The 24979-nt window shown below is 68.5% G+C and carries 26 protein-coding genes and 1 pseudogene; 11 read left to right on the forward strand and 16 right to left on the reverse strand.

Going from position 1 to position 24979, the window contains the following annotated elements:
• Genes LBW94_RS15505 through LBW94_RS15525 form a run of 5 tightly spaced genes read right to left on the reverse strand, consistent with a single transcriptional unit; the run spans position 1 to position 5511 of the window.
• A complete protein-coding gene (locus tag LBW94_RS15505) occupies positions 1-1605 on the reverse strand; it encodes an ABC transporter substrate-binding protein (RefSeq protein ID WP_225059997.1) in 1605 nt (534 codons plus the stop codon).
• The gene (locus LBW94_RS15510) at positions 1602-2699 is read right to left on the reverse strand and encodes an LLM class flavin-dependent oxidoreductase (protein WP_225059996.1); all 1098 of its coding nucleotides are present in this window, start codon (positions 2697-2699) and stop codon (positions 1602-1604) included. Before LBW94_RS15510 ends, LBW94_RS15505 begins: the two co-directional genes overlap by 4 nt.
• A 16-nt stretch (positions 2700-2715) precedes the next feature.
• Positions 2716-3705: an ABC transporter substrate-binding protein gene (locus LBW94_RS15515; RefSeq protein ID WP_225059995.1), complete on the reverse strand. Its 990-nt coding sequence runs from the start codon at positions 3703-3705 to the stop codon at positions 2716-2718.
• Between the two features lie 37 nt (positions 3706-3742).
• Entirely contained in the window at positions 3743-4564 is an 822-nt protein-coding gene (locus LBW94_RS15520) for an amino acid ABC transporter ATP-binding protein (protein WP_225059994.1), read from the reverse strand.
• The gene (locus LBW94_RS15525) at positions 4561-5511 is read right to left on the reverse strand and encodes an amino acid ABC transporter permease (protein WP_225059993.1); all 951 of its coding nucleotides are present in this window, start codon (positions 5509-5511) and stop codon (positions 4561-4563) included. Before LBW94_RS15525 ends, LBW94_RS15520 begins: the two co-directional genes overlap by 4 nt.
• Before the next feature lie 265 nt (positions 5512-5776).
• Between LBW94_RS15525 and LBW94_RS15530 the strand changes: the two genes are divergently transcribed.
• Positions 5777-6640 carry an SDR family oxidoreductase gene (locus LBW94_RS15530; protein ID WP_225059992.1) on the forward strand — a complete coding sequence of 288 codons (864 nt, stop codon included), beginning with the start codon at positions 5777-5779 and terminating at the stop codon, positions 6638-6640.
• Between the two features lie 164 nt (positions 6641-6804).
• Here the strand turns inward: LBW94_RS15530 and LBW94_RS15535 are convergent, their stop codons facing one another.
• The 4 genes from LBW94_RS15535 to LBW94_RS15550 form a co-directional block, all read right to left on the reverse strand.
• Positions 6805-8043: an RNA polymerase sigma factor gene (locus tag LBW94_RS15535; RefSeq protein WP_225059991.1), complete on the reverse strand. Its 1239-nt coding sequence runs from the start codon at positions 8041-8043 to the stop codon at positions 6805-6807.
• 14 nt (positions 8044-8057) lie between these two features.
• Positions 8058-8183 (reverse strand): hypothetical protein, encoded by a 126-nt coding sequence (locus LBW94_RS15540; RefSeq protein WP_255634730.1) that lies wholly within the window; start codon positions 8181-8183, stop codon positions 8058-8060.
• Between the two features lie 14 nt (positions 8184-8197).
• On the reverse strand, positions 8198-8545 hold the full coding sequence (locus tag LBW94_RS15545) for a YciI family protein (protein WP_225059990.1): 348 nt from the start codon (positions 8543-8545) through the stop codon (positions 8198-8200).
• 108 nt (positions 8546-8653) lie between these two features.
• On the reverse strand, positions 8654-9361 hold the full coding sequence (locus LBW94_RS15550) for a hypothetical protein (RefSeq protein ID WP_225059989.1): 708 nt from the start codon (positions 9359-9361) through the stop codon (positions 8654-8656).
• A gap of 311 nt (positions 9362-9672) precedes the next feature.
• Here LBW94_RS15550 and LBW94_RS15555 point away from each other — a divergent pair, with 311 nt between their 5' ends.
• Positions 9673-10293, forward strand: a complete 621-nt coding sequence (locus LBW94_RS15555; RefSeq protein ID WP_225059988.1) for a hypothetical protein — start codon at positions 9673-9675, stop codon at positions 10291-10293.
• A gap of 19 nt (positions 10294-10312) precedes the next feature.
• Here the strand turns inward: LBW94_RS15555 and LBW94_RS15560 are convergent, their stop codons facing one another.
• Positions 10313-10807, reverse strand: coding sequence for a hypothetical protein (locus LBW94_RS15560; protein WP_225059987.1), 495 nt, complete (start codon positions 10805-10807; stop codon positions 10313-10315).
• Positions 10808-11046: 239 nt separating this feature from the next.
• On the opposite strand from LBW94_RS15560, the gene LBW94_RS15565 reads away from it, so the two are divergent.
• Positions 11047-11685: a hypothetical protein gene (locus LBW94_RS15565; protein WP_225059986.1), complete on the forward strand. Its 639-nt coding sequence runs from the start codon at positions 11047-11049 to the stop codon at positions 11683-11685.
• 158 nt (positions 11686-11843) lie between these two features.
• On the opposite strand, the gene LBW94_RS15570 is transcribed toward LBW94_RS15565, so the two are convergent.
• The 3 genes from LBW94_RS15570 to LBW94_RS15580 are packed head-to-tail and all read right to left on the reverse strand — an operon-like array spanning position 11844 to position 14129.
• Positions 11844-12368 (reverse strand): flavin reductase family protein, encoded by a 525-nt coding sequence (locus LBW94_RS15570; RefSeq protein WP_225059985.1) that lies wholly within the window; start codon positions 12366-12368, stop codon positions 11844-11846.
• The gene (locus LBW94_RS15575; RefSeq protein ID WP_225059984.1) at positions 12361-12876 is read right to left on the reverse strand and encodes an NADPH-dependent FMN reductase; all 516 of its coding nucleotides are present in this window, start codon (positions 12874-12876) and stop codon (positions 12361-12363) included. The genes LBW94_RS15570 and LBW94_RS15575 overlap by 8 nt, the downstream gene beginning before the upstream one ends.
• Positions 12877-12905: 29 nt before the next feature.
• Positions 12906-14129, reverse strand: coding sequence for an SfnB family sulfur acquisition oxidoreductase (locus LBW94_RS15580; RefSeq protein ID WP_225059983.1), 1224 nt, complete (start codon positions 14127-14129; stop codon positions 12906-12908).
• A gap of 376 nt (positions 14130-14505) precedes the next feature.
• Between LBW94_RS15580 and LBW94_RS15585 the strand changes: the two genes are divergently transcribed.
• Genes LBW94_RS15585 through LBW94_RS15600 form a run of 4 tightly spaced genes read left to right on the forward strand, consistent with a single transcriptional unit; the run spans position 14506 to position 18284 of the window.
• Entirely contained in the window at positions 14506-15315 is an 810-nt protein-coding gene (locus LBW94_RS15585) for an ABC transporter permease (RefSeq protein ID WP_416276891.1), read from the forward strand.
• Positions 15288-16121, forward strand: a complete 834-nt coding sequence (locus LBW94_RS15590) for an ABC transporter ATP-binding protein (protein ID WP_225059982.1) — start codon at positions 15288-15290, stop codon at positions 16119-16121. Before LBW94_RS15585 ends, LBW94_RS15590 begins: the two co-directional genes overlap by 28 nt.
• Complete coding sequence (locus tag LBW94_RS15595; RefSeq protein ID WP_225059981.1) at positions 16118-17116, forward strand: ABC transporter substrate-binding protein; 999 nt, start codon at positions 16118-16120, stop codon at positions 17114-17116. The genes LBW94_RS15590 and LBW94_RS15595 overlap by 4 nt, the downstream gene beginning before the upstream one ends.
• Positions 17117-17129: 13 nt before the next feature.
• A complete protein-coding gene (locus LBW94_RS15600; protein ID WP_225059980.1) occupies positions 17130-18284 on the forward strand; it encodes an LLM class flavin-dependent oxidoreductase in 1155 nt (384 codons plus the stop codon).
• A 72-nt stretch (positions 18285-18356) separates the two neighbouring features.
• On the opposite strand, the gene LBW94_RS15605 is transcribed toward LBW94_RS15600, so the two are convergent.
• A complete protein-coding gene (locus LBW94_RS15605) occupies positions 18357-18950 on the reverse strand; it encodes a hypothetical protein (protein WP_225059979.1) in 594 nt (197 codons plus the stop codon).
• 124 nt (positions 18951-19074) lie between these two features.
• On the opposite strand from LBW94_RS15605, the gene LBW94_RS15610 reads away from it, so the two are divergent.
• Complete coding sequence (locus tag LBW94_RS15610) at positions 19075-19602, forward strand: PadR family transcriptional regulator (protein ID WP_225059978.1); 528 nt, start codon at positions 19075-19077, stop codon at positions 19600-19602.
• Between the two features lie 3 nt (positions 19603-19605).
• Here the strand turns inward: LBW94_RS15610 and LBW94_RS15615 are convergent, their stop codons facing one another.
• A complete protein-coding gene (locus tag LBW94_RS15615; RefSeq protein WP_225059977.1) occupies positions 19606-20181 on the reverse strand; it encodes an HhH-GPD-type base excision DNA repair protein in 576 nt (191 codons plus the stop codon).
• Between the two features lie 172 nt (positions 20182-20353).
• Between LBW94_RS15615 and LBW94_RS15620 the strand changes: the two genes are divergently transcribed.
• On the forward strand, positions 20354-20974 hold the full coding sequence (locus LBW94_RS15620) for a hypothetical protein (RefSeq protein WP_225059976.1): 621 nt from the start codon (positions 20354-20356) through the stop codon (positions 20972-20974).
• Between the two features lie 475 nt (positions 20975-21449).
• On the opposite strand, the pseudogene LBW94_RS15625 reads toward LBW94_RS15620, so the two are convergent.
• Positions 21450-22583, reverse strand: a pseudogene (locus tag LBW94_RS15625) (IS701 family transposase); the annotation flags it as partial.
• 160 nt (positions 22584-22743) lie between these two features.
• Between LBW94_RS15625 and LBW94_RS15630 the strand changes: the two are divergent.
• Positions 22744-24054: an IS701 family transposase gene (locus tag LBW94_RS15630; RefSeq protein ID WP_225062771.1), complete on the forward strand. Its 1311-nt coding sequence runs from the start codon at positions 22744-22746 to the stop codon at positions 24052-24054.
• Positions 24051-24968, forward strand: a complete 918-nt coding sequence (locus tag LBW94_RS15635) for an SEC-C metal-binding domain-containing protein (RefSeq protein WP_225062772.1) — start codon at positions 24051-24053, stop codon at positions 24966-24968. Before LBW94_RS15630 ends, LBW94_RS15635 begins: the two co-directional genes overlap by 4 nt.
• The last annotated feature ends 11 nt before the right edge of the window (positions 24969-24979 follow it).

A 24979-nucleotide genomic window follows, 5' to 3' on the forward strand; every position in this document is an offset into this window, starting at 1 on the left:
TCACTTCCCGCGTAGCCAGGTGTCGTGGAACTGCAACCGGCCCGACGCCTCGAACTTCAGATCCGCCACCGTCTTCGCGGTACCGATGGCCTGGGACAGTTCGATGGTGGGAATCCACAGCCCCTCGTCCAGGATCGACTTCTGCGCGGTCCCGATCAACTGCGCCCGCGCGCCGCTGTCGGTGCTCGACAGCTCCCCGGTCAGGGCCTGGTCCAGCGCCGGAATCGGGCCGCGCGCGTTGTAGTTCTGCCCGTCGAGACCGAAGGTGGTGCGCAGGATGTCACCGTCGGCGCGGGTCAGGTTGAAGTAGACGGCGTCGAAATCCTTGCTGAGCTGCCGCGCGGCCACCACGTTGGAGGCCTGCTTGTCCAGCTTCAGATCGATGCCGACCTTGCGGACCTGCTGCTGCACCAGTTCCAGGATCGCCTGATTGCCGTCGAAGACCGGCGCGAACAACACCCCGAACGACAGCCGCTGCCCGTCCTTGACTCGAATGCCGTCCGGCCCGGGGACCCAGCCGGCGGCATCGAGCGCCCGTCGCGACGCGTCGGGGTCGTACCCGAGTCGGCCCGACAGATCGACATAGGCCGGCGTCCTGCTCGCGAGGGTGCCGGAGGCGACCTTGAACTGCGGGCCCAGCACGGTATCGATCAGCTCCTTGCGATCGATCGCGGTCCGCAACGCCGTCCGCACCGCCGGATCCCGCAGCGCGCCCCGAGTGATATTCGGCCCGATGCCGAACGGGATGCCCGGATTCGCGACGGTCAGCACCGTGCCGCCGGCGCTCTGGATCTGCGGCGCGTCCTGCGGCAGCGCGTCGCTGACCGCGTCGAGCTGGCCCGAAGTGACGCTGCCGGTGCGCACGCCGGATTCCGGGATGACCGTGAAGACGATCTTGTCCAGATAGGCGTCACCGTGGTCGGTGAAGACCGCCGATCCCCAGTGGTAGCCGGTGCGCTTGGCCAGGGTGACCGAGGCGCCCTGCTTGTATTCGGCGTAGGTGAACGAGCCGGAGCCGATCACGCCCTGGCACCGGTCCTCCGGCGATTCCGCCGTGCCGGCGTCGGAGACCAGGCCCAGCTGCGGAGTCGAGACCGCTTGCAGGAACTGCGCATTCGGCGCGGTGAAGTCGACCCGCGCGGTCAGCGGATCCACCACCGTGGTGCCGGTGTATCCGGCCAGATAACTGGCCGCCAGCGGGGCCTTCGCGGCACCGACGGTGTGCACCAGCGCGTCGAAGTTCTTCCGCACCGAATCGGCGGTCAGCGGGGTGCCGTCGGAGAAGGTGATGCCGTCCTTCAGATGGAAGGTGAACGATTTCGCGTCCGGGCTCACCTGCCAGGTGTCGGCCAGCCAGGGCACGATCGCGCCGTCGGCCGGATTCTGGTCCACCAGCGAGTCCACCACCTGCCGGGTGACGTAGACCGTCTGATTGGTCTGTGCCTGAGCCGGATCGGCGCAGGTCGGCGCCTGGGACAGGCCGTAGCGCAGGGTGCCGCCGGGCTGCGGCGGCCCGGCCTGATCGACGCCGCCGGAGCCGGAGCCGCAGGCGGCGAGCGTGGTGGCCACCGCGACCGCGCCGAACAGGGCCAGGGGACGTTTCATCGAGTGGATCCTTCGGTGGCGAGCGGCCGGTCACCGGCCGCGAGAGGACGCTGCGCGCCGAGCGCGCGACCGGGAATGCGTTGCCGCAGTGCGGGAGCCACCTCGGACTGGAACAGTTCGAGGCTCGCGCGGTGCTGTCCGGGGGTGAGACCGTCGCTGTCGGCGGACAGATGGATCACCTCGTGCCCGAAACGGGCGTGATAGCGCTCGATCTTCTCCAGCACCTGCTGCGGACTGCCGATCAGCGCGGAACTGCGCTCCACGTAGTCCTCGAGTGTCGGAAACACAATGGGCAGACCGTGTTTGCGAGCGGCCTCCAGGCGGGCCGCGAAGATCGGCCGATACGCCTCGAGCGCCCGCTGTGAGTCGGCGGTGACCAGGAATCCGGCAGTGCCGGCGCCGATGAGCACGTCGGCGGGATCGTGACCGTAGGCGGCCCAGCGCTCCCGGTAGTGGTCGATCAGCTCCCCGTACGGCTCGATCGGATGGGTGACGTTGGCGGAGAACAGCGGATCACCGTAGCGCGCCGCCAGATCCACCGATTCGCGGCTGGTGGCGCTGCCATGCCAGATGCGCAACCGCGGTTGCAGCGGCCGCGGCAGCGCCTTCGCCGCGGTCAGCGACGGCCGGAAGCGGCCGCTCCAAGTGACGCTGTCACTGTCCCACAGCTGCCGGAACAGCTCGTAGCCTTCACGATTGCGGTCCCACTGATCGTCGGTGGTCACGTGGAACAGCTGCGCCTGCGCGGCGCCGTTGCCCTTGCCGATGATCAGCTCCAGCCGGCCGCCGGAGAGGTTGTCCAGCGTCGAGTAGTCCTCGAAGGCCCGCACCGGATCCAGCAGGCTCAGCGTGGTGACTCCGGTGAACAGCGCGATCCGCGAGGTCACCGCGGCGATGTGGCCGAGCACCACCGGCGGCGCCGACGAGATGAACGGATCCTCGTGCCGCTCACCGACGGCGAAGCCGTCGTAGCCGAGTTCCTCGGCCAGCCGGGCGGATTCGACCACCCGCCGCAATCGCTGCGCGGGGGATTCCAGCACACCGGTGACCGGGTCCGGGGTGTGCGTGATCAGGGTCAGCAGCAGGAATTTCATGCGTACGCCTCCATACCTACGGCGCCTGCTTGGGCAGCCCCGGCGGGTCGATCTCGGAGGCGGGCACCGCCTCGCTCTCCAGACCCCAGTGCGCGAGCCACTTCTGGTAAACGCCGTGGTCGATCAGGTACTGGACGGCGTCGTGCACGGGTGTGATCAACCCGTTGTCCTTCTTGACCAGGACCGCGATCTTGCCCTGCAAGCCCTGTCCCGCACCGGAGAAGGTGGCGACCACCTTGGTCTTACCGGTGCTGGAGGCGTGGTACTGCACCGAGGGATTGGGGCCGAGGTAGCCGTCCAGCCGGCCCGAGGTCAGCGCCAGGAAATAGTCGCTGGTGTTCTGGTAGTAGGCGATATCGATCTTCGGCAGCCCCTCCGCCTGGTTCTGCTTGTCCCAGTCGACCAGGATCTTCTCCTGGTTGGTGCCGCTGCCGACGCCGATGCGCTTGCCCGCCAGCGATTTCCGATCCGAGTACGTCCAGTTGGCGTCCTTCGGGATCTCCAGGCCGAGATTGTCCAGCCGGTAGGTGGCGAAGTCGTACTTCTCCTTGCGCTCCTCGGTGACGGTGACGTTGGAGATGAACGCGTCCACCGCGCCGGAGTCGATCGCCACGAAGTTCTGCGCCCAATCGGCGTTGCGGTGCTCGGTTTTCAGCCCGAGCACATCGGCCACCAGCTCGGCGAGGTCGATCTCGCTGCCGATGATGGTCTTGTTGTCGGTGGCGTAGAAGCCCAGCGGCGGCACCGCGCCGACCTGGCCGGTGACGGTCAGCACCCCGCGGTCGCGGATCGCCTGCGGCAGTTCGGCGGCGATGGTGTCCACCTTCTGGGTGTGGATCCGGCTCGCCTGCGCCGGGGACAGGTCGTAGGTCTGCCCGTTCACCGAATTCGTCTCGTTACCCTGCGGTTCGGCGCTGCTGCACGCGGCCGACACCAGCAGTGCGGCGGCGAGCACGGTCAGCGCCGAGGCATGTCTGCGGGAGACATGTCTGCGAGTCAGCGGCATAGCGGGTTCTTCCTTTACCGACGGTGAGCGCGGGCGCTCAGAGGACGTGCGCGAGAAAGGCTTTGGTGCGCTCGTGACGCGGGTCGTCGAAAACCCGGCCGGGCGGCCCCTGTTCGACGATGCGGCCCTGATCCAGCAGCACCACCGTGTCGGCCACCTCGCGGGCGAAGCCGACCTCGTGGGTGACGACGACCAGCGTCGCACCGTCGCGGGCCAGCCCGCGGATCACGTCGAGCACCTCGCCGACCAGCTCCGGATCCAGGGCGGAGGTCGGCTCGTCGAACAGCACCACACTCGGCCGCAGCGCCAGCGCGCGGGCGATCGCGACCCGCTGCTGCTGGCCGCCGGACAGGCGGCGCGGATACTGATCGGCCTTGTCCGCCAGACCGACTCGCGCCAGCAGCGCCCGCGCCTCGGTCCGCACCGCGGCCCGGGACCGGCGCTGCGCCGAGGTCGGCGCCAGCGCCACGTTCTCCAGCACGGTCAGATGCGGGAACAGGTTGAAGTTCTGGAACACGAACCCGATCCGTGACCGCTGCCGCAGGATCTCGCGCTCGGGCAGTTCGTGCAGCCGGTCGCCCTTGCGCCGGTACCCGATCAGCTCACCGCCGACCCGCACGGTGCCCGCGTCCACCTGCTCCAGATGGTTGATCGTCCGCAGCAGGGTGGACTTGCCGGAGCCGGACGGGCCGAGGATCACCGTCACCTCGCCGGGGCGCACCGCCAGATCGACGCCGCGCAACACCTCGTGATGCCCGAATCTCTTGTGCACGCCGCGCAATTCGACGGCGTATCGCTGCTCGGCGTCCGCGCCGAGGGCATCGCCCGCGACGGGTTCGGACACGGCCGTATCCGTCATCTCCGCTCCCCCGTGATCTCGGTCAGCGTGGCGCGCACCCGCTGCCACGGCGTGGGCGGCAACTCCCGCAGCGCACCCTTCGCGAAATGCCGCTCGATGTAGTACTGGAAGACGCTCAGCACGGTGGTGAGCACGATGTACCAGACCGTGGCCACCATCAGCAGCGGCACCACCCGGCCGCTGCGCCCGTAGATCACCTGCACCTGGTAGAACAGCTCCGCGATCGCCATCACCGAGACGATCGAGGTGCCCTTGAACAGGCTGATCACCTCGTTGGCGGCATTGGGCAGGATGCCGCGCATGGCCTGCGGCGCGATGATCGTGAAGAACTGCCGATGCCGGGGCAGGCCGAGTGATTTCGCGGCCTCCAGTTGCCCGGTGTCGACCGAGATCACGCCCGCGCGAATGATTTCCGCCGAATACGCCGCCTGGTGCAGTGCCAGGCCGATCACCGCGGCGCTGAACCCGCTGAGCACCTGATTCACGTCGAAGGTGACCAGCGCGGGCCCGAACGGCACGCCCAGCGACAACCGTTTGTAGAGATAGGCGATGTTGAACCAGAACAGCAGCTGCACGATCAGCGGGATCGAGCGGAAGGCCCACACATAGGTCCACGCGATCACCTGGAGTACCGGAATCCGCGACAGCCGGCCGATCGCGACCACGACGCCGATCAGGAAGCCCAGCAGGGTGCCCCAGAAGGTCAGTTCCAGGGTGACCGTGAGCGCGGTCAGCACCGAGTGCGCGGTGAAGTACAGCCGGAACGTCGGCCAGTCCCAGCCCGGATTGGTGATCAGCCCGTGCGCGAACTGTGCGACCAGGATCAGCGCGACGACGGCCACCACCCAGCGCCCGGGATGGCGGGTACGGGCAACGGTCAGGTTCTCGTCGCCGGAGGGCCGGGCGGTCACCGATTCGGCCGCGCCGGCGGTCGCCGCGCTACTCATCAGGGTGTCCTCCATCGGTTCTGGCGGGCAACACCCGCACCCGGCCGATCTCGCCGAACCCGGTCCGGCAACCGCTGTGGACGGTGATCCCCAAGGTAGGCAGACCCGGTCCGCATGTCTGCACTCCCGATCATCGTGAATTCAACTGTTTGCCAATGCCGGTCGGCATTCGGCGATTTTGCGTACACTGATGTTCACAAATAGGGTGTTCGGGACGTCCCGGCGGTGCCGGGACACCCGGCGATTTCGACGAGGAGATCCGACCGTGCGCGAGCTGACCGACCGTGCCTGCTTGATCACCGGCGCCGCCGGCGGAATCGGCCGGGCCACCGCGCTCGCGGCGACCCGCGCGGGAGCCCGCCTGGTGCTCACCGATGTCGCCGCCGCCGGACTGGCCGAGACTGTCACCACCGTCACCGACGCCGGCGGCGATGTGCTGGACGCCCGCGTCCTGGATGTCGCCGACCACGAGGCCGTCACCGCCTGGGCCGGCGAGATACACGCCGAACACGGCCGCATGGATGTGGTGATGAACATCGCCGGCATCGCGACCTGGGGCACCGTCGAGAATCTGGAACATCGGCACTGGCGCTCGATGATCGAGGTCAACCTGATGGGGCCGATCCACGTGATCGAATCCTTCGTGCCGCCGATGGTGCGCGACGGCCGGGGCGGGCACCTGGTCAACGTCTCCTCGGCGGCGGGCCTGCTGGCGCTGCCGTGGCACGCGGCCTACAGCGGCGCCAAGTTCGGCCTGCGCGGGGTCTCGGAGGTCCTGCGCTTCGACCTGGAGCGGCACCATATCGGCGTGAGCCTGGTGGTGCCGGGCGCGGTGCGCACCCCGCTGGTGCAGAGCGTGCAGATCGTCGGCGTCGATCGCGACGATCCCCGGATGCGGCGGTTGACCACGCTGTTCGAGGGCCACGCGGTGTCCCCCGAACGGGTGGCGGATCGGATCATCGCCGCGATCCGGCACAACCGCTACCTGGTACACACCTCCGCCGACATCCGGTTCGCCTACTGGCTGACCCGGAAGTTCGCTCTCCCCTACGAATTGGCGATGCGGGTGGCCAACCGGCAGTTCGACCGGATGCTGCCGCCGGTGCCGGATCGCACCCGGCTGGGCTGACGCGCGGAGTCTTTCGCGCTGACCGGCCCTTCGGCCGGCCGCGCGCTGCCGACCCCGGCCGAGGAGTCGGCGCCGAGTCCGCACGCCGGGCGCCGGCTCGGGTCCACGAGGTGCTGGAGCCAGGCCGAAGTCGCACAGCGGCAACATCTTTCGGTCGTGCCGATTCAGGCGGGCGGCTCGATCCGCCGGCGGCGGGCGCGGAGGTGCTCGCGTTCGGCCGGATTCTCCGTGTGGTCCGCCGCGAGCTCGAATGCCGTTGCCGCGTCGGCGTTCCGGCCCAGCCGGGCCAGTAGTTCGCCGCGGACGGCGTGGTAGAGGTGGTAATGCGGTAGGTCCAGATCGTCGATCAGCGCCAGAGCCGCTGCCGGGCCGTCGATCTCGGCGATCGCGACGGCGCGGTTGAGAGTCACCACGGGACTCGGCGCCACCGCCGCCAGTTGGTCGTAGAGCGCGACGATCTGCGCCCAATCGGTCTCCGCGGCGGTGGCCGCGTCGCTGTGCACGGCATTGATCGCGGCCTGGATCTGGTACGGGCCGGGGCGGTCGCGCCGCAGGCATTCACGCACCAGCGCTCGCCCCTCGGCCAGCAGGGCCGGATCCCAGCGGCCGCGGTCCTGCCGGGCCAGCGGGATCAGCGTGCCGTCGGCGGTCAGTCGCGCACCGCGGCGTGATTCGGTCAGCAGCATCAGCGCCAGCAGGCCGGTCACCTCGGGTTCGTCCGGAAGCCGGTCTGCGAGCGTGCGGGTCAGCCGGATCGCCTCCGCGCACAGGTCGGCCCGGGTTGCCCCGGGACCCGAGGTCGCGGTGTGGCCCTCGGTGAAGATCAGGTACAGCACCGCGAGCACTCCCGGCAGGCGCTGTGGCAGTTCGTCGGCGCCGGGTACCCGGTACGGGATGCCGGCCGCGCGGATCTTGCCCTTCGCGCGGGAAAGACGTTGCGCCATAGTGGTTTCCGAGACCAGGAAGGCGCGGGCCAGGGCTGCGGTGTCCAGTCCGCCGAGCAGCCGCAGGGTCAGCGCCACTCGGGCAGGCATGGCGAGGGCCGGGTGGCAGCAGGTGAAGATCAGGCGTAGCCGGTCGTCGCTCAGGCCGTCGGCCGCACCCGGTTCGGCGGATTCCGCGTGCAGCAGCGCGGCCTGCGCGTACTTCCCGGCGCGCGCGGCCTCCCGCCGCAGCCGGTCGACGGCCCGCCGCCGGGCGGTGGTGATGATCCAGCCCGCCGGACTGGGCGGCAGCCCGGCGGCCGGCCAGTGCCGCACCGCGGCGGCGAAGGCGTCCTGTACCGCGTCTTCGGCGATGTCGATATCGCCGAAGACGCGGATCAGGACGGCGACGGCCCGGCCGTACTGTTCGGCGAATACTGCCTCGATCGCTGAGACATCAACGACGGCAACATCATTCATCTCCGCAGCATCATTCATCGCCGCAGCATCATCAGCTCGCGCAGCGTCTTCAGTCCGCGCAGCGTCTTCAGTCCGCGCGGTGTCACCTGTCCGCGCGGTGTCACCCACCCACGCAGCGTCACCCGTCCGCCCGGTGTCACCCGTCACCGTGGTCTCATTCGTCGCCGACGAGCGGGCGCACCTCGATCGGCAGTCCGATCACGGTGGCCAGCCGGCGCACCCAGATCAAGGCAGCGTCCAGATCCTCCGCGGCGATGATGCTGAATCCGGCCAGATACTCCTTGCTCTCGACGTAGGGCCCGTCGGTGATCAGCACCTCACCGCCGGGCCGGGCCTGCACCACCGTCGCCGTACTCGGCGCGTGCAGTCCGGCCGAGAAGACCCAGGCGCCCGCGGCCCGCATCTCCTCGTTCAGCGCGTCGAGATCGGCCATGATCTCGTCGAGATTGTCCGGCGGGGTGCCGCCCTCCGGCTGCTGGATGCCCAGGAAGTACTGCTTCATCGTGCGCTCCTTTCCGCGAACCGGCGCGGTGCCGGTCTTCGGGATCTACACGAACGGTGGCTCACGATCTCGACGGTAATCCATTGTGGCGACGGTCACAGTTCGGCGTCAGAGACGGGCGGCACAGACGACGAAGCGGCGCTGGGCGTAGACGAAGCCGCGATCACCGGCGCCCGCGCAGACGTTCACGTCCGAGGTGCCCTGCTTGATGTCCACCACCCTGACCCGACCGGCCGGTGTGGTGGCGCAGGCGGCGGGCCGGGGGCTCACGCCGTTCACATCCACGCAGCCGCCGACGGCCCAGGGTACGTCCAGGCACAGGGTGTCCTGGTCACCGCCGCCGGGCAGGGTGCGGGTGAAGGTGCGATCGGAATCGGCGGGACACGATGTATTCTGTTCCGCCACACTGGTGACCCGGAAATCGGCTCCCGATGTGCCACAGGCGCTTTTCTGAATTGCACCGTTTTCACCACCGAATCCCACACAATCGCCCGCTGCGATATCGGCGCTCGGCCTGCCCTCCTCGGCATTCTTGTGCAGTTCGACCGCATCCGCGGGTGGATTCACCGCGGCGCCCGCGGACGAGGTGGGCGGCGGTGCCGTATCCGGTCCGGGCGCGCTCGCCGGGGCCGCGGACGTCGCGGTCGCCGATTCGGATACCGCCACGGAACTTGCTGCGGCACTGTGACTCTCGTTGTTCTTCTGACGGCCGTCGGCGGCCCACAACGCGCCACCGACCAGCACTCCGGTCACCACCGAGGTGGCGACGACGAAGCCCAGCAGTACAACCAGGGCCTGGCCACGTCGACGCGACATGCACCCCTCCTCCAGAGCTGTAACGCATTTTAATAAAGTAGCGATTTCCGTTTTATAAGTCGCTCTTACCGATTCGAACCCTCAGATGTCTACACCAGGCCATATGCCCGAGTCGAGCGCTACCCGAACCGCGTCTCATTTGCGCCAACTGCCGGTAAACAATAACGATTCGATAACCGACCGTATTTCCGGGCATTCGGAGGTTTGCGAATTTCGCTCGGGGGGCAACAACAGTGCGATCGCTCCACAGCCACGTTCCCGGCCGGGCTCGGCCCGCCAGGGGCTCCGTACGCATGCCATGAGGAATCTGAATGAAGTTCGGCTCGTTCGCCGCGCTCGCGGTCCTGACAGTCACCACGGTCGGAATCGGCGCGGGAACCGTGTGTGCCACTCCCACCCCCGCCCCACTCGATCGACCGGATGCGGCGGTCGCCGCCGACGGCGCCGACGGCGGCGGCGTGGGCTATCACGTGGTCCGCTCCGACCTCTCCCGGGAGTTCGGCGCCACCGTCACCGGGGGCCGGTTCGCGCTCACCGGCGATCAGGTGACGCTCACCGCAGACACCGGCGAACAGCTCACCGCGGTACCCCTGACCTATCGGGTGCGCGGCGCCACCGTCCATGTCGCACAACAGATCTCCGACGACGGCCACACCCTGGTGCTGGAACCGAAGCCGACCGCCGGTGAGATCGGCGAGATGCAGCCGATCAGCTCCACGGCGCAACTGGCCACCGAGATCAACGAGAACGTGGTCGGCGTCGTCGCCGGCGGCGTTCTGGGCGGCCTGCTCGGCACCCTGCTGGGCATGGGCTTCTTCAGCCTGCTCACCGGCCCGGTCGGGCTGCTGGTCGGCGCGATCGCCGGCGGTTACGTGATGGGCGGGCAGCCGTTCCTGGACGCGGTGACCGCAGTTCTCACGGGGCAACCGTGACCGGCTGACGCGCCGGGATTCAATTGGCCGGCGCGGGAGCCGAAGTGGCCGGGCCCGGCTGCCCCGAGGGTAGTGGGCGTTCCGCCCGCGGGCCGTCGTCGCGCGGCGAATCGTGCTCGAAGCGGTACATCCACGGCAGACCACCGAGGTGGAAACGGTGCTCGGACTCCTGCCGGCCCTCGCTGGAGTGGTGCCTGCCGGTGTGCCGGCCACCGTGATCGGCGACCGCCAGGCCGGTGCCGAAACCGAGTCCGGCGATCACCATGGCGGCCAGCACCGCGGCGCCGATCCGCAGCGGGCGTGACCCGCGCCACCGGTCCGTGACCCGCCGGGCCCGCGACCCGGCGGGCGCGGCCTGCGCGGCGGTGCGGGATGCGTCCGGGCCGGGAGCCGCCGGGGCCGGGATCGGCTCGGTCGGCCGCTCCGCCGATTGCGCCGGATCCGCCGCTGCCACCGGTTCGGCGGCCGGGCCCTCCGGCCGGGCCGAGCCTCCTTGCTCGTCGTCTGTCGTCATACCTGTGCCTTCTCGCGTTCCCGACGCTCCCGCGCTCCGATCCATTCGCGACCATAAGCGGACACCTCGAGAGATAGCCCAGGCTCAGCATGAGAACGTGCTGTGTGTCGCCGACCTGGCCGGATCCCGCCGAATTCGCCGGGAAAGTGCAGATCACACCGTTTTTGGTTGCATGAGTGTCCGTTTCGTGGCTGAATCCGTAGTGGTAATGCTGTAGCTCGGACCGGGGGCTGTCACGGATGATCGGGGAAGCGCACCGCTGGGTGCCGACCGCGGAGGACGACATGGTCGAGCTACAGGACCTCGTTTCGGAGCGCGGGGTGCAGATCGTGCGGCCCGACGAGGAGGAACTTCCCGGCGACGTCATCACCGAGGTCGAGGATCTGGTGTTCCGCTGGGCGAACCTCAACACCCAGGACGAGGCCGAGGCGGAACTCGACGAGTGGGAACCGGTCGACGTATTGCTGGCGATGAGCTGGATGTGCGCGCTGTGGGCGGTGGTGTGCGAGACCCGGCTCGGCAAGCCCGCCGACGCGATCGTGCACGACCTGGACTATCGCGGCGGCTGGCGGCGACTGCACAACATCGAGGAGGAGCGGCTGTGGGAGGGGCTGACCGAGCGGATGCGGCTCGGCGCGATGGCCGCGCTCACCGAGGATCCGCGCGCAGTGGCCGCCTATCGCGAGGCCTACAGCGATCCGCCGGACATCGCCGAGATCCTGGTGCGGCACACCCTGATCCACCTCGACGCGCTCAGCCAGGACATGCAACTGCACGACCTGCCCGCCCGCGGCCTGGCCGCCGGAGTGATCGCCAACACCCGGCCCGGCTCCGGACCGCGGCGGCGGCTGTGCTTCCGGCCGTCCCATCCGCTGTGAGCCGCAACATGATCCGGCCCGCCACGACATGATCCGGCCCGCCGCGGGCAGTGCGTTCAGCCCCGGCGGGCCCTCGGCGCTGCGAGTCCTAGCCCGCCGCGGGCAGTTGCCTCGAGCCCGCGACGGGCACGGGCATTCCGGCCCGCGGGCAGCGAATTCTAGCCCGCCGCGGGCAGGGCCGACCGGTCCTCGGCGTGCAGGCGGCGGAACCGGCTGCCGTGGAAGACCAGCGGTTCCACATCCGCGAGGGTCGCCAGGCGATGGATGCGCAGCAGCACCACATGGTGGTCACCGGCGGGCACCTGGGTCTCGATGGTGCCCTCGATCCAGGCCGGGGCGCCGTGCACGAACACCGAATCGCCGGTGCCGCGGTGCAATTCCAGGCCCGCGAAGCGGTCGCCGTTCTTGGCGCTCAGCGAGCGCGCGGCGGCGGCCTGTTCGGTGCCGAGCAGACTCAGCCCGAGGTGACCGGCCTGCGACAGCCGCGGCCAGGTGCTGGAACTGTTCTGCACGCAGAACGACACCAGCGGCGGATCCAGCGACACCGGGACGAAGGTGCTCACCGCCAATCCGACCGGCGTACCGTCGATGTCGGCGCAGACCGCCACCACACCGCTCGGGAATGCGGCGAAGGCGTGCCGTAGGCCGACGCCGTCGGCGGGAATCTCGTTCAGCTCAGACATGATTCACGGTCTCCGTGCTCGAGGTCAGCGCCCGCACCACCGGTCCCCAGCGCAGTGCGTACGCGTCGATGACGCCGTCGTCGGCGAATGTCTTGTCCGACAGATAGAGGCCGGGCGCGGGCGTGGTGGCGCCGATCTCCACCAGCACCGGCTTCAACAACAGATCGGGCGCCAGCGCGTGCGCCGGTCCGGCGCCGAGCATCACCGGCACCGCCACCACCGAGGCCAGCCCGGTGCCGCCGTCGAACTGTTCCAGGAACAGCTTCAGCAACCCGGTGTAGGTGGCCTTGAAGGTCGGGCTGGCGAACACCACCAGCTCCGAATCCGCCACCGTGCGTACCGCTTCCGCCACATTCGGATCACCCCAGCCGAGCAGCGCGGGGCCGAGTTCGACCAGGTCGAGCACCGTCGGCTCCACGTCCGGGCGCAATGCGCGCGCCACCAGGCGGGCCGCGGTGAGCGTGCGGGAGGCGGGCTTCGGATTGCCCACCACCACCGTCACTGTCATCGTCGTGTCCTCTCACTCGGGCGAATTCGTCAGATGACCCCGTGCAACGGTGGCGGGGTACCGAGCAGCACGGCGCGGCCGAGATGCTGGTACTTCCACCGCACCGGATCGTGCAGGGTATGGGTCCGGGCATTGCGCCAGAAATGATCGAGATTGAGATCGGCTGCGGCGCTGCGGGTTCCGCTGACCTCGAACAGCGCCGAGGACACCTCCGTGGCGGCCCGGTCGGCGACGATCTTCGCGGTCGCGACGGCCAGCGACGCCCGCGCCACCGCGTCCGGGCCGGGTTCGGCACCGAAGCCGGTGGCGGCGTCCACCGCCAGACCGGCGGCGGTCAGCGTCGCCTCCGCGGTCGCGACGGCGACCTCCAGCTCGCCGAAGCGCTGGATCACCAGCGGATCGTCGGCGGCGTGCGCCACCTGCGCCTCGAACCAGGGGCGGCTGCGGGTGCGGACGAATTCCGCCGCGGCGGCGAGCGCCCCGCGCGCGATGCCGGCGTCGATCGCGGCGTGCAGCAGTTGCGCGAACGAGCCGTAGCCGGTGGGCGCGCGCACGGCGGCCGAACGGGCCACCAATTGATCGGAATTCACGATCACCGCGTCGAGGGCCACGGTGCCGCTGCCGGTGGTGCGCTGCCCGAGTCCGTTCCAGTCGTCGACGATCCGGACGCCGGGCTCGGTCGCGGGCAGATAGGCGATGTACTCGCCCGGCTCCAGCCCGCCGCGCCCGTCCGGATCGTCGAGCCGGACCAGCACGGCCAGCAGATCCGCGAACAACGAACCGGTGCAGTAGTACTTGACGCCGTCGATGCGGAAGCGGCCGTCGGGTTCCGGGCGCAGGGTGGTGGCCACCTCGGCCACGGTGGCGCCGCCGCGCTCCGACTGGGCGTTGGCGATCCGCGCACCCGCCAGCAGCCGGGCGAAATACCGCTCCCGCTGTGCCGGAGATCCGGCCAGCCGCAACAGGTTCACGTAGACGAAGTGACTGTGCGGAATCTGCGCGATGTTCGGGTCGGCGACCGCGAGAATCCTTGTCAGTTCAGCCAATTCGCTCGGTGGAAGATCGGCGCCGCCGTACGCGGCGGGCACGGTGACCGCCAGCAGGCCGCTGGCCGCGAGCCGGTCGATCTCCGCGGCGGGCAAGCGGCGCTGCCGATCCCGTTCGGCGGCCTCCGATGCGAAGTCCGCGGCCAGCGCCGCGGCGACCGAACGCGCCTGGGCGGCGGTGGAGATCCGCTCGGCGACCACCGTCATCGGTTCCACATCCCACGGCGACAATGGCCGGATCGGCCGCGCGGGGGCAGGTTCCGGCGCCGTTTCCCGGCGAAGATCATCGAACCCATCACGCGCTCCCGTGCTGCCGGTGGTCGCACTCGGTCACCGGGTGTGGCAGCGAGCGCCCGGCACGCCCTCCACTACACCATGCCGCGCGGCCACCGACGAGAGTTCGAATCCGCGGGATCGCATCGGCGGTCGTCACCGTCGCCGTCGCCGGGACGCCACGGCGGGAGGGTTCCAACCACGCAGATTTCAATCGGTGACCGGCTGGACATCCGCTGCCAGCATCGACTAGGGATGCCGACCGCTCGGCACCGTCCGCCCATCTTCGCGACAGTACGAGGTTCTCACAGTGTCCACTCTTGCGCTGCGGTCGGCGCCGTCGAGGCTGCGACCACGCACGGCTCCGAGCCCCTGGCTCCGATTGATCAGTCCGGTGGTCGTCATCGTGGTCTGGCAGTTGCTCAGTTCCACCGGCATACTGCCCGCCAAACTGCTGGCCTCCCCGTCCACGGTGGTGACCACCGCGATCGATCTGATCCGCGACGGCACGCTACCGCACGCGATCACGGTCTCGTTGCAGCGGGCCCTGATCGGCTTCGTCGTCGGCGCGGTGATCGGCGTCGCGCTGGCGGTGGTGGCGGGACTGAGCCTGTTCGGCGAATATCTGGTCGACCCGCCGATGCAGATGCTGCGCACGCTGCCGTTCTACGGGCTGATCCCGTTGCTGATCCTGTGGTTCGGCATCGGCGAACTGCCGAAGATCGTACTGGTGGCCTTCGGCACGGTGATTCCGTTGTACCTCAACACCTTTGCCGGAATCCGCAGTGTGGACGGCAAACTCGCCGAAGTCGCCCGGGTGCAACGGTTGTCGCGGTTCGGGCTGATCCGGCACATCGTGCTGCCCGGCGCGCTGCCACAGGCGCTGGTGGGGCTGCGGCAATCCCTCGGCGTCGCCTGGCTGGCGCTGATCGTGGCCGAACAGGTGAACGCCGACGCGGGTATCGGCTTCATGATCAACGACGCCCGCGAATTCCTGCGCACCGACATCATCGTCGTCGGTCTGCTCGTCTACAGCCTGCTCGGACTGCTCACCGACGCGATCGTCCGGCTGATCGAAAGGAAGGCCCTGGTATGGCGACGCGGTTTGCTGGGGAATTGAAGGCGGACAGCGAGATTCGGCGCGAGCCTGCCGCGGTGGCCGACGGCGATCGAGCGGTCGCGCGAATCGACAAGCTGAGCAAGGCATTCGGCGAGCGCACCGTGCTCGACGGGATCGATCTGCGAATCGAGCGGGGCGAATTCGTCGCACTGCTCGGGCGCAGCGGCAGCGGCAAGTCCACCCTGCTGCGGGCGCTGGCCGGGCTGGACGACGAGCACGACGGCGAGCTGACCGTCGGCGGTGATGTGGCGGTGGCCTTCCAGGAACCGCGGCTGGTGCCGTGGAAGCGGGTGCGCGCCAATCTGACCCTGGGCCTGCGCCGCCGCGATGCCCGCGCGGCGGCCGATGCGGCGCTGGCCGAGGTCGGCCTGACCGAGCGCGCGGACGCCTGGCCGCTGACGCTGTCCGGCGGGGAGGCGCAGCGCGCGTCACTGGCCCGCGCCCTGGTACGCGATCCGGATCTGCTGCTGCTCGACGAGCCGTTCAGCGCACTGGACGCGCTGACCCGCATCACGATCCACAATCTGGTGCTCGAGCTCTGGGCCCGGCACCGGCCCGGCGTCCTGCTCGTCACCCACGACGTCGACGAGGCACTGCTGCTGGCGGACCGGGCGCTGGTCCTGGCCGACGGGCACCTCGCCCGTGAGATCCGCATCGACCTGCCGCGCCCGCGCCGCCGCGACCATCCGCGCTTCACCGCACTGCGCGAGGAACTGCTCGGCGAACTCGGCGTCGCCACCGAGGAATTCGGCGTCACCACCGAGGCAACCGCTGTCCGAGAAGAGAACACAGAAGGAAACGCATGATCACCCGACGCTTGTTCGCCGCCCTGGCACTGACCGCCATCGTGGCGACCGGCTGCTCTTCGAACGATTCGAAGGACGCCGCGGTCGGCTCGGACGGCGCCGTGGACCTCACCAAGGTCACCCTGAACCTGGGTGACCAGAAGGGCACCGGGCTCCAAGCCCTGCTCGAGGCCGCCGGCGAGCTGAAGAACACGCCGTACCACATCTCCTGGTCGCAGTACACGTCCGGACCGCCGATGCTGGAGGCGATCAACTCCGGCGCCGTCGATTTCGGCGGCGTGGGCAATGCCCCGCCGGTGTTCGCGGCGGCCGCGAATTCCGATATCAAGATCGTCACCGCCTACCAGGCCGGTAAGCACGGCCAGGCCGTCCTGGTGCCGAAGGATTCGGCCATCCACAGCCCGGCCGATCTGAAGGGCAAGAAGATCGCCGTCGCCAAGGGCAGTTCGGCGCATCACCACCTGCTGGCGGTGCTGACCAAGAACGGCCTGTCGTTCAACGACATCCAGCCGCAGTACCTGCAACCCGCGGACGCGCTCGCGGCGTTCTCCACCGGCAAGGTGGACGCGTGGGCCATCTGGGACCCGTACACCGCGCAGGCCGAACAGCAGACCGGCGCGCGCATCCTGGTGGACGGCGACGGCTACATCTCCGGCGACTCCTTCTACGTCGCGGGCACCAAGGCACTGAGCGACAAGGGCAAGACAGCCGCGCTGCGGGATCTGATCCAGCGCATCTCGCACGCACACACCTGGGCGAACTCGAATACCGCCGCCTGGGCCCAGGTGTTCTCGCAGACCTCCGGTCTGCCGCTGGACGTCTCGACCGTCGCGGTGAAACGCCTCACGTACCAGGATCATCCGATCGACGACCCCACCATCGCCGCGGAACAGCAAGTGGCCGATGCCTTCTCCGATGCCGGGCTGATCCCGCACAAGGTGAAGATCACCGACTACATCGACACCCGCTTCAACGACCTGTTCCCGAAGTCCTGAAAGGAGTATCCGGATGAGCCTGTCCTTCCACTGGTTCCTGCCCACCTACGGTGACTCCCGCAATCTGATGGCCGGCGGTCACGGCACCTCGATGGCGGGCGACCGCCCCGCCTCGCTGCGCTACCTGAACCAGATCGCCGGTGCCGCCGAGGAGAACGGCTTCGAGGGCGTGCTGACCCCGACCGGCGCCTGGTGCGAGGACGCCTGGTTGTCCACCGCGATGCTGGTGGAGACCACGGAGACGCTGAAGTTCCTGGTGGCGTTCCGGCCCGGCCTGATCAGCCCGGTGCTGGCCGCCCAGATGGCGGGCACGTTCCAGCGGCATTCCCGGGGGCGGTTGCTGCTGAACGTGGTGACCGGCGGCGAGCCGCACGAGCAGCGCGCCTACGGCGACTTCCTGTCCAAGGAGGAGCGCTACGAGCGTACCGGCGAGTTCCTGCACGTGGTGCGCGAGCTGTGGCGCTCGCACGACCCGATCTCGTTCCAGGGCAAGCACATCCAGATCGAGAACAGCCTGCTGAACAACCGCCCCGACCCGCTGCCGCCGATCTTCTTCGGCGGTTCCTCCGGGCCCGCGGGCCCGGTCGCGGCCCGGTATGCCGACACCTATCTGACCTGGGGTGAACCGCTGTTCGCGGTGAGCAAGAAGCTGGAGTGGATCCGGGGGCTGGCCGTCGACCACGGCCGGGTGCTCGACTACGGCCTGCGCATCCACGTCATCTCCCGCGACACCTCGGAACAGGCATGGGCGGAAGCGGATCGGCTGTTGCAGGCGATCGACCCCGCCGATATCGAACGGGTGCAGGCGAATCTGGCGCGCAGCGAGTCGGAGGGACAGCGGCGGATGCTGGAGCTACACGGGGGCGCCACCGATCGGCTGGAGATCGCGCCGAATCTGTGGGCGGGTGTGGGCCTGGTTCGCGGCGGCGCGGGCACCGCGCTGGTCGGCTCGCACGAGGAGGTCGCCGAGCGGCTGATCGAGTACTCGCGCCTGGGCATCAAGCACTTCATCCTCTCCGGCTATCCGCATGTGGAGGAGGCGTACTGGTTCGGGGAGGGCGTGCTGCCGATCCTGCGACGCAAGGGGCTGTGGAAGCATCCGGTGCAGCGGCCGAGCGCACCGGTGTCCACGCCGTTCGCCACCGCGCTGACGGCCTCCAGCAGTTAGGTTCCCGCCACACGGCAATCGGCCGCCGGTCCGCATCTCGCGGGTCGCGGCCGATTCCGTTGCCGGGCAGGTTCACTCCGCGGCTTCGGCCGCCCGCAGCCGCTCCGGGGTGATGCCCAGCCGCCGCTGCACCACTTTCGGGTAACGGGCCGTGAAAACCGTTGCGGCGGCGAAGAACACGACCTTGCACACTACCAGCGCGGCGAGGTTGTGCGGCGTCCGGTGCTGGAGCACCGCCAGCACCACCGCGTCGGCGGTGAAGCACAGCGCCCAGACCGTGGTGATCACGATGTTCACCCGGCGGAATGTCGGTGTGCTCGAGACGAATTCGCTCACCGACCGGCGCGCGATGCCCATCGTGAACGGCCGCCCGATCGCCAGCCCGGTCCAGGCGGTGATCGCCAGCCACCCGATCGCCAGCGAAGTGCCGTAGCGCAGCACGGCCAGATGCGGCGCCACCAGGGTGAGCACGCTCAGCACCGCCATGTAGAGGGTGCTGGAGGCATCGAGAATCATGGCGTCCCACGGGGTTCCCTTGCGCCGGTCGTCGATCAGCAGCAGCACCGCCGCCGCCAGACCGGACAACGCCCCGGCCCGCACGTCGAAACCGCTGACCACGGCCAGCAGGATCCAGGGCAGGAAGGTCCGGGCGTAGTACTTCACCATGTCGATGCCTCTCCCCGTGCGAACCTCGCGGCCCGACGTTCCAGTTGTGACATGTCGACGGTAGAAGACGATGTTCAGACATGTCAATACTGATATGTCATCTCTGATCTGTTAAGTTTGGGGCATGAGCCTGCGACACGGTGTCCTCGGCCTGCTCGCCGAACTCGAGCATGCCAGCGGCTACGACCTGATGAAGATCTTCGACGTCTCACTGGCCGGCGTCTGGCCGGCCACCCAGAGCCAGCTCTACACCGAGCTGGGCAAACTCACCACCGAGGGCCTGATCGAGGTGGCCGCCGAGGGTGCGCGAAACCGCAAGGAATACCGGATCACCGCCGCCGGCCGCGCGGAACTGCGGCACTGGCTGGTCGAGGTGCCCGCCCGCCGCCCGCTGCGCGACGAGACCCTGCTGCGGGTGTTCTTCCTCGGCCAGCTGGAACCGGAGGAGGCCCGCGACTATCTCCGCAGAGGGGCCACCTACCTGGACCAACGGCTGGAGAAGCTGGCGGAGGACGAGAAGAACAACATCAACTGGGGCGACGACAATCTGTCCCGCTACGGCCGCCTGGTGATGGAGTACGGCAAACGCTATCTGACGCTGCGCCGCGACTGGCAGGCCGAGGCCGCCGACCGCATCGCCCCCGCCGACTGAGCTCTACCCCTTCGCGGCGGCCTTGGCCTGCTTCTTGAACGCCCGCACCCGCGCCAGCGACTCGCCGTCGACCACATCGGCCACCGACCGATGCGAGCCGTCGTCGCCGTAGGCCCCGGCCACCTCGCGCCACCCGGTCGGCCGCACTCCGCGCTGCTTGCCCAGCAGCGCGAGGAAGATCCGCGCCTTCTGATCCCCGAACCCGGGCAGCGCCTTCAGCCGCCGCAGCACCTCTTTGCCGTCCGGATCCCCCTCCGTCCACAACCTCGACACCACCCCGTCGTAGTTGTCGACCACGTACCGGGCCAATTCCTGCACCCGCCGCGCCATCGACCGCCCGTACCGGTGAATGGCCGGCGGCGTCGCCCCCAACTCCTCGAACTCCTCCGGATCGGCCTCCGCGATCCGCCGCAACTCGAATCCACCCATCCGATCGGCGATCTTCTGCGGCCCCCGGAAGGCATGTTCCATCGGGAACTGCTGATCCAGCAGCATCCCCGTCAACAAGGCGAAATCGTTCGTCGACAAGAGTTTGTCGGCCTCCGGCTCCTGCGCGAGGCACAGCATGCGGCTCACCATGCCCCGATCATCTCATCCCACCCCGCCGCCGGACCATCCGCGCCTTTCCCGCGACGCGCAGATCCACCCACCACGTCGAAACCGGCCGCGGATCGTACAGTACTGAAAACACGATCGGATCAGCACGACGTCCATCCAGACCTATCGGCACCCACACCGATCGGAGAGCACCATGGCCGTCGAATTCCCCGTTCCGGAAACCCCACCTCCGGCCGAATCCCGGGACGCCACCAGAAGCGCCCGTTATGCCTTGATCACCGCGGTCGTCGCCGCCGTCATCTCGAGCGTCGTCGCCGCCGGTTCGGCCGTCTACGTCAGCATCGACCAGGCGAATCACGCCGAGCGCCAGGCCCTGTCACAGGCGGTCCGCTCCGACCGGGAAAAGGTCTACAGCGACTACCTGACCTCGTATTTCGAATTGATCCAGGAATTGAGCACTTCGGAGGGCAACCTCCGGATCACCCTCCCCCGCGAGGCGATCGCCACCGAATTCCAGACCTACGCGACCCGCTCCGTCGAATTCTATGCGGCCTCCAGCCTGCTGCTGATGGTCGGCAGCGACGAAATAGTCGAGGTGGTCGACGCGATCTCCACCTCCTTCCTCGAATTCGCCCGCAAATACGCCGACTTCGAACTCCACTACCTCGCCCCCGGCGCCCCCGGCGCGAACGACCCCACCGGCTGGACCCACGACTCCACCACCCTCGCCACCGTCATCGACACCGTGATGCGCAAACAACAGAACCTGATCGGCGCCCTCCTCACCCAGGGCCACGCCGACCTGGGCCGCTGAATCCACTGTCACGCGCCGGCTCATGCAGTGGTTGAGCGCGCACGATCGCCCCGGCCCCCACAGATTTCGCGATTCCGCACCGCCGTTCACGCTATAGTGTTTACCATCATGTTCGCTGGCCTCGATCCGCTCCCTTTCCGGATCGAGGCCTTTCCATTCCGGTCCCCGACCGCCCGGCAGGGTTGTCGATGTCACAGCCCGCCGCGAGCCCGTCTGCCGGACGGACACACGTCCGCCCCTGCGGTAGCGGACCGTTCGATCGTCGCCTAGCACGACAGTTGTATTTCGTTGTTTTGTAATCGTTTCTGTTGGTGGCGGAGTTGTCGGGCGTGTGCTTGGTGGCGGCGGCGCCAGTGGCAGGTGGCGAGTGCGTGGGTGAGGGTGCGGGCGGGGTGGAGCACTATCGCCAGGAGACGGCGGATGTCGGCGACTGTGATTCGGCCCAGCCCGCGTGGGCTTTTGGGTCGGTGGCGGCGGTGACGGCGAGGAAGGCGTGGGCGAGCATGGCGAGGGTGATGTGCCGGTACCAGGGATGCCATTTGCGGACTTGGTAGTGGTCGAGGCCGCACTGGTCCTTGGCGGCCTGGAAGCACTCTTCGACCGCCCATCGGGCGCCGGCCACGGCCACGACCTGTTCCCGCTCGATGGTGGCGGGGTGGAAGCACAGGTAATAGGCGATATCGGCAGGGTTGTCGAGGGATCGGCGGGCCAGCAGGGTTCTGGTGTATCCGGCGGGGAGGTCACCGAAATTGGGGAGGGTGGCCCAGGCCCAGTCGTATTCGCGTTCGCCGCGTTCACCGAGTCCTGCCGAGACGCGGTGCCAGGCTTGTGCGGGTGCTCGGGCGACGAGGGTGTCGACGCGGCGGCGGCCGTCGAGGTCGGGCACGGTGTGCCGGACCGGCACCTCGAGGACGTAGGACAGGCGGCGGGTCTCGCAGAAGGCCCGGAACCGGCCGTCGCGGCCGTAGGCAGAGTCCGCGGCCACCCATCCTGCGGGCACTCCGGCGTCCAGGGTCCGGGCGATCATCATCTCCGCGAGCCTGGGCTTCGTCAGAAGACCTGTACTGCAACGTGTTTCGGGTATGCCTGCTTCGATACAGCGATCGCGGTCACCGATCCACGACTCGGGCAGGTAGAGCTCTCGGTCGATCAGCGCCCGGCCCGAGCGCCCGGCGTAGGCGAGGAACACCCCGAGCTGAGAATTCTCCACACGCCCGGCCGTCCCGGAGTACTGGCGTTGCACACCCGCGGACTTCACCCCCTTCTTCAAGAACCCGGTCTCGTCCGGAACCAGGACTCCATCAGGGCAGGCCAGCGCCTCGGCGACGTACGCCCGCAGGCAATCGCGCAACTCGTCGGCGTCCCACCGCGACCGATTCAAGAAATGTTGTAACCGGCCCGGATCCTCCTCTCCCGCAGCCTCGGACAACTGCCACGTATTCTTCCGCTCCACCGGCGCCAGCAACCCCGTCAGATACGACCGCGCCCACCGCCGCGGCTCCGCCCGATAGAACACCCCCGCCACCCGCGCGAACACCTCATCGAAACTCACTCGCCACGCCGAAACATCCTCTGCGGCAACATCACCCAGCACGAGACGACAAGGTATCCCACCATCGGTCCGACTGCAAAACAACGAAATACAACTGTCGTGCTAGTACTCCAGCACGACTTCGTGATCGACGGCGGAAGGCTTGGTCGTTCGGTTGGCGGCCGGACGGTTCTGGCGTGATCATGTCGTGTTTGTGGGTGGCGCAACGGGTTTGGTGGTGTCGGCTGGTGTTGATGGGGGCCGGTGGCGGCGGGAGTTCGAGGATCTGACCGCGAGTATCGGGTCGCGGTTCGCGCGGGTGGAGACTCGCCGCACGGCGGTGAAGATGCTGGTCGGGATGGTGTCGGAGCTGCCGAGCAAGAACTGCTGGACGTTGGCGGAGCAGGCGGGGGATATCGGCCCGGGGCGGATGCAGCATCTGCTGTCGGCGGCTGTAGTGGATGAGGATGGTCTACGAGATGACCTGCGCAACTATGTGATCGAGCATCTGGGCGACGCCGATGCGACGCTCGTGGTGGACGAAACGGGCGATCTCAAGAAGGGTGTGCACACCGTCGGGGTGCAACGCCAGTACACCGGCACGGCCGGCCGGATCGAAAACAGCCAAGTTGCTGTCTATCTCACCTACGCCACTCGTGCCGGGCACGCGTTCATCGACCGTGCCCTGTATCTGCCGAAGTCGTGGACGAGCGACCCGGACCGCTGCACGCAGGCCGGGGTGCCGGCCGACGTGCGGTTCGCCACCAAGCCCGCCCTGGCGAAACAGCTGATCATAGACGCTCTCGATGCCGGTATCCGCGCACCGTGGGTGACCGGCGATGAGGTCTATGGCGGTGATCCGAAACTGCGTGGTGAGCTCGAATTCCGCAGCACTGGTTACGTTTTCGCTGTCGCCTGTGACCATCACGTCACAACCGCGACCAGCCGTGTCCGCGCTGACGTCCTCGCTCGCACACTGCCGCCGCGGGCCTGGCAGTCGCTGTCGGCCGGTGACGGCGCCAAAGGGCCCCGCGTCTACGACTGGGCCTGGATCGAGATCGGAACCGATGATGACAACGCCGTTCCCGGGTGCCGGTGGCTGATGATCCGCCGCAACCAACGCACCGGGGAACTGGCCTATTACCGCTGCTGGAACCCGCGACCGGTCACCTTGGCCCGATTGGTGAAAGTGGCCGGACGCCGGTGGTCGACGGAGGAGAATTTCCAGACCGCCAAGACGCTGACCGGGCTCGACCAGCACCAAGTGCGGGGGTGGCGGTCCTGGCACCGCTGGACGCTGCTGGCCATGCTCGCCCACGCCTTCCTCACCGTCCTCGCCGTTACCGAGCATGCCCTCGGCCCCGTGCCGTCGGATCGGATCCCGTTCACCCGCAACGAGATCCGTCATTTGTTCGCGGTGCTGGTGATGACGCCCGCTCGCGTGATGATCGACCGGCTGCACTGGTCGAACTGGCGGCGCCGGCATCAGCATCAGGCCCGGCTCTACCACTACCGCCGCCGCGGCGCGGCAACTACAGTGCCCGGGTGACCACTCGACCGGCGACGCTAGCTGCTGAACTGGAAGCCGATCTCGACCGCTACCCCGACCAGCGCGGTGAAATCCTGCTCGAAGCCGCCGTGCAATGGTGGCACGCCGCAGACCACGACCGCGCCATCGAACTGCTGCGCCAGGGGATCGATCTGGGTGGTGAGGACGCCGGCAATGCCCGGGTCACGCTGGCGGAAATCCTGTTCGACCTCGACCGTGATGCCGACGCGAACGCCCAGTTGGACGCGCTGCGACAAGACCGGATCAACTCCGCTGCCCCCTATCACATGGCCGCCGAACTGCTGGAAGAACGCGGTGACCTGCAGCAGGCGCTGACATGGTTCAACATAGCCACCTCGCGGCTGTCAGACGACGAGATGGCCGAACGCGACACCGAACTGGGCTTTCTCAGCTACGCCAGCCACGTCCTCGCCGGCCGCCGCCGCGTCCGCCGAGCACTGGAACTCCCCCCCGACGACCTCGACGACTCGGTCGCCTCCCTGGCCGACCGCGCCGACGAATTCACCCGCACGGCAATCCCACCCAAGCCACCGCGTGAAATGCGGGTGCTGTTCTGGCCCCGCCCGGAAATTCCCAGCGCGCACCAAACCTGGCCGCAGCTGGTCGAAACCGTTGACGCCGACGCCACCATCGCCGAACGGGAGAAAGCCAACCGCGATCTCGCCGAGTCCGGCGTCCCCCGTATCACCATGGTTCCCCTCACCGTCGCCAAACTCCTCGACTACACCACCCGCACCGGCAGCGACCCCACTGACTCCGACACCCGTCTGGCCTGCATCAACGAGATCATCGCCGAAGGCCATGCCATCGGCTGGCCACCACCACGAAACACGCCATGCTGGTGCGGATCCACCACCAAATACAAGAAATGCTGCGGCCGCCCCACCACATGACCTCATCAACC

Source organism: Nocardia sp. alder85J (assembly GCF_020176955.2).
Taxonomy (GTDB): domain Bacteria; phylum Actinomycetota; class Actinomycetes; order Mycobacteriales; family Mycobacteriaceae; genus Nocardia.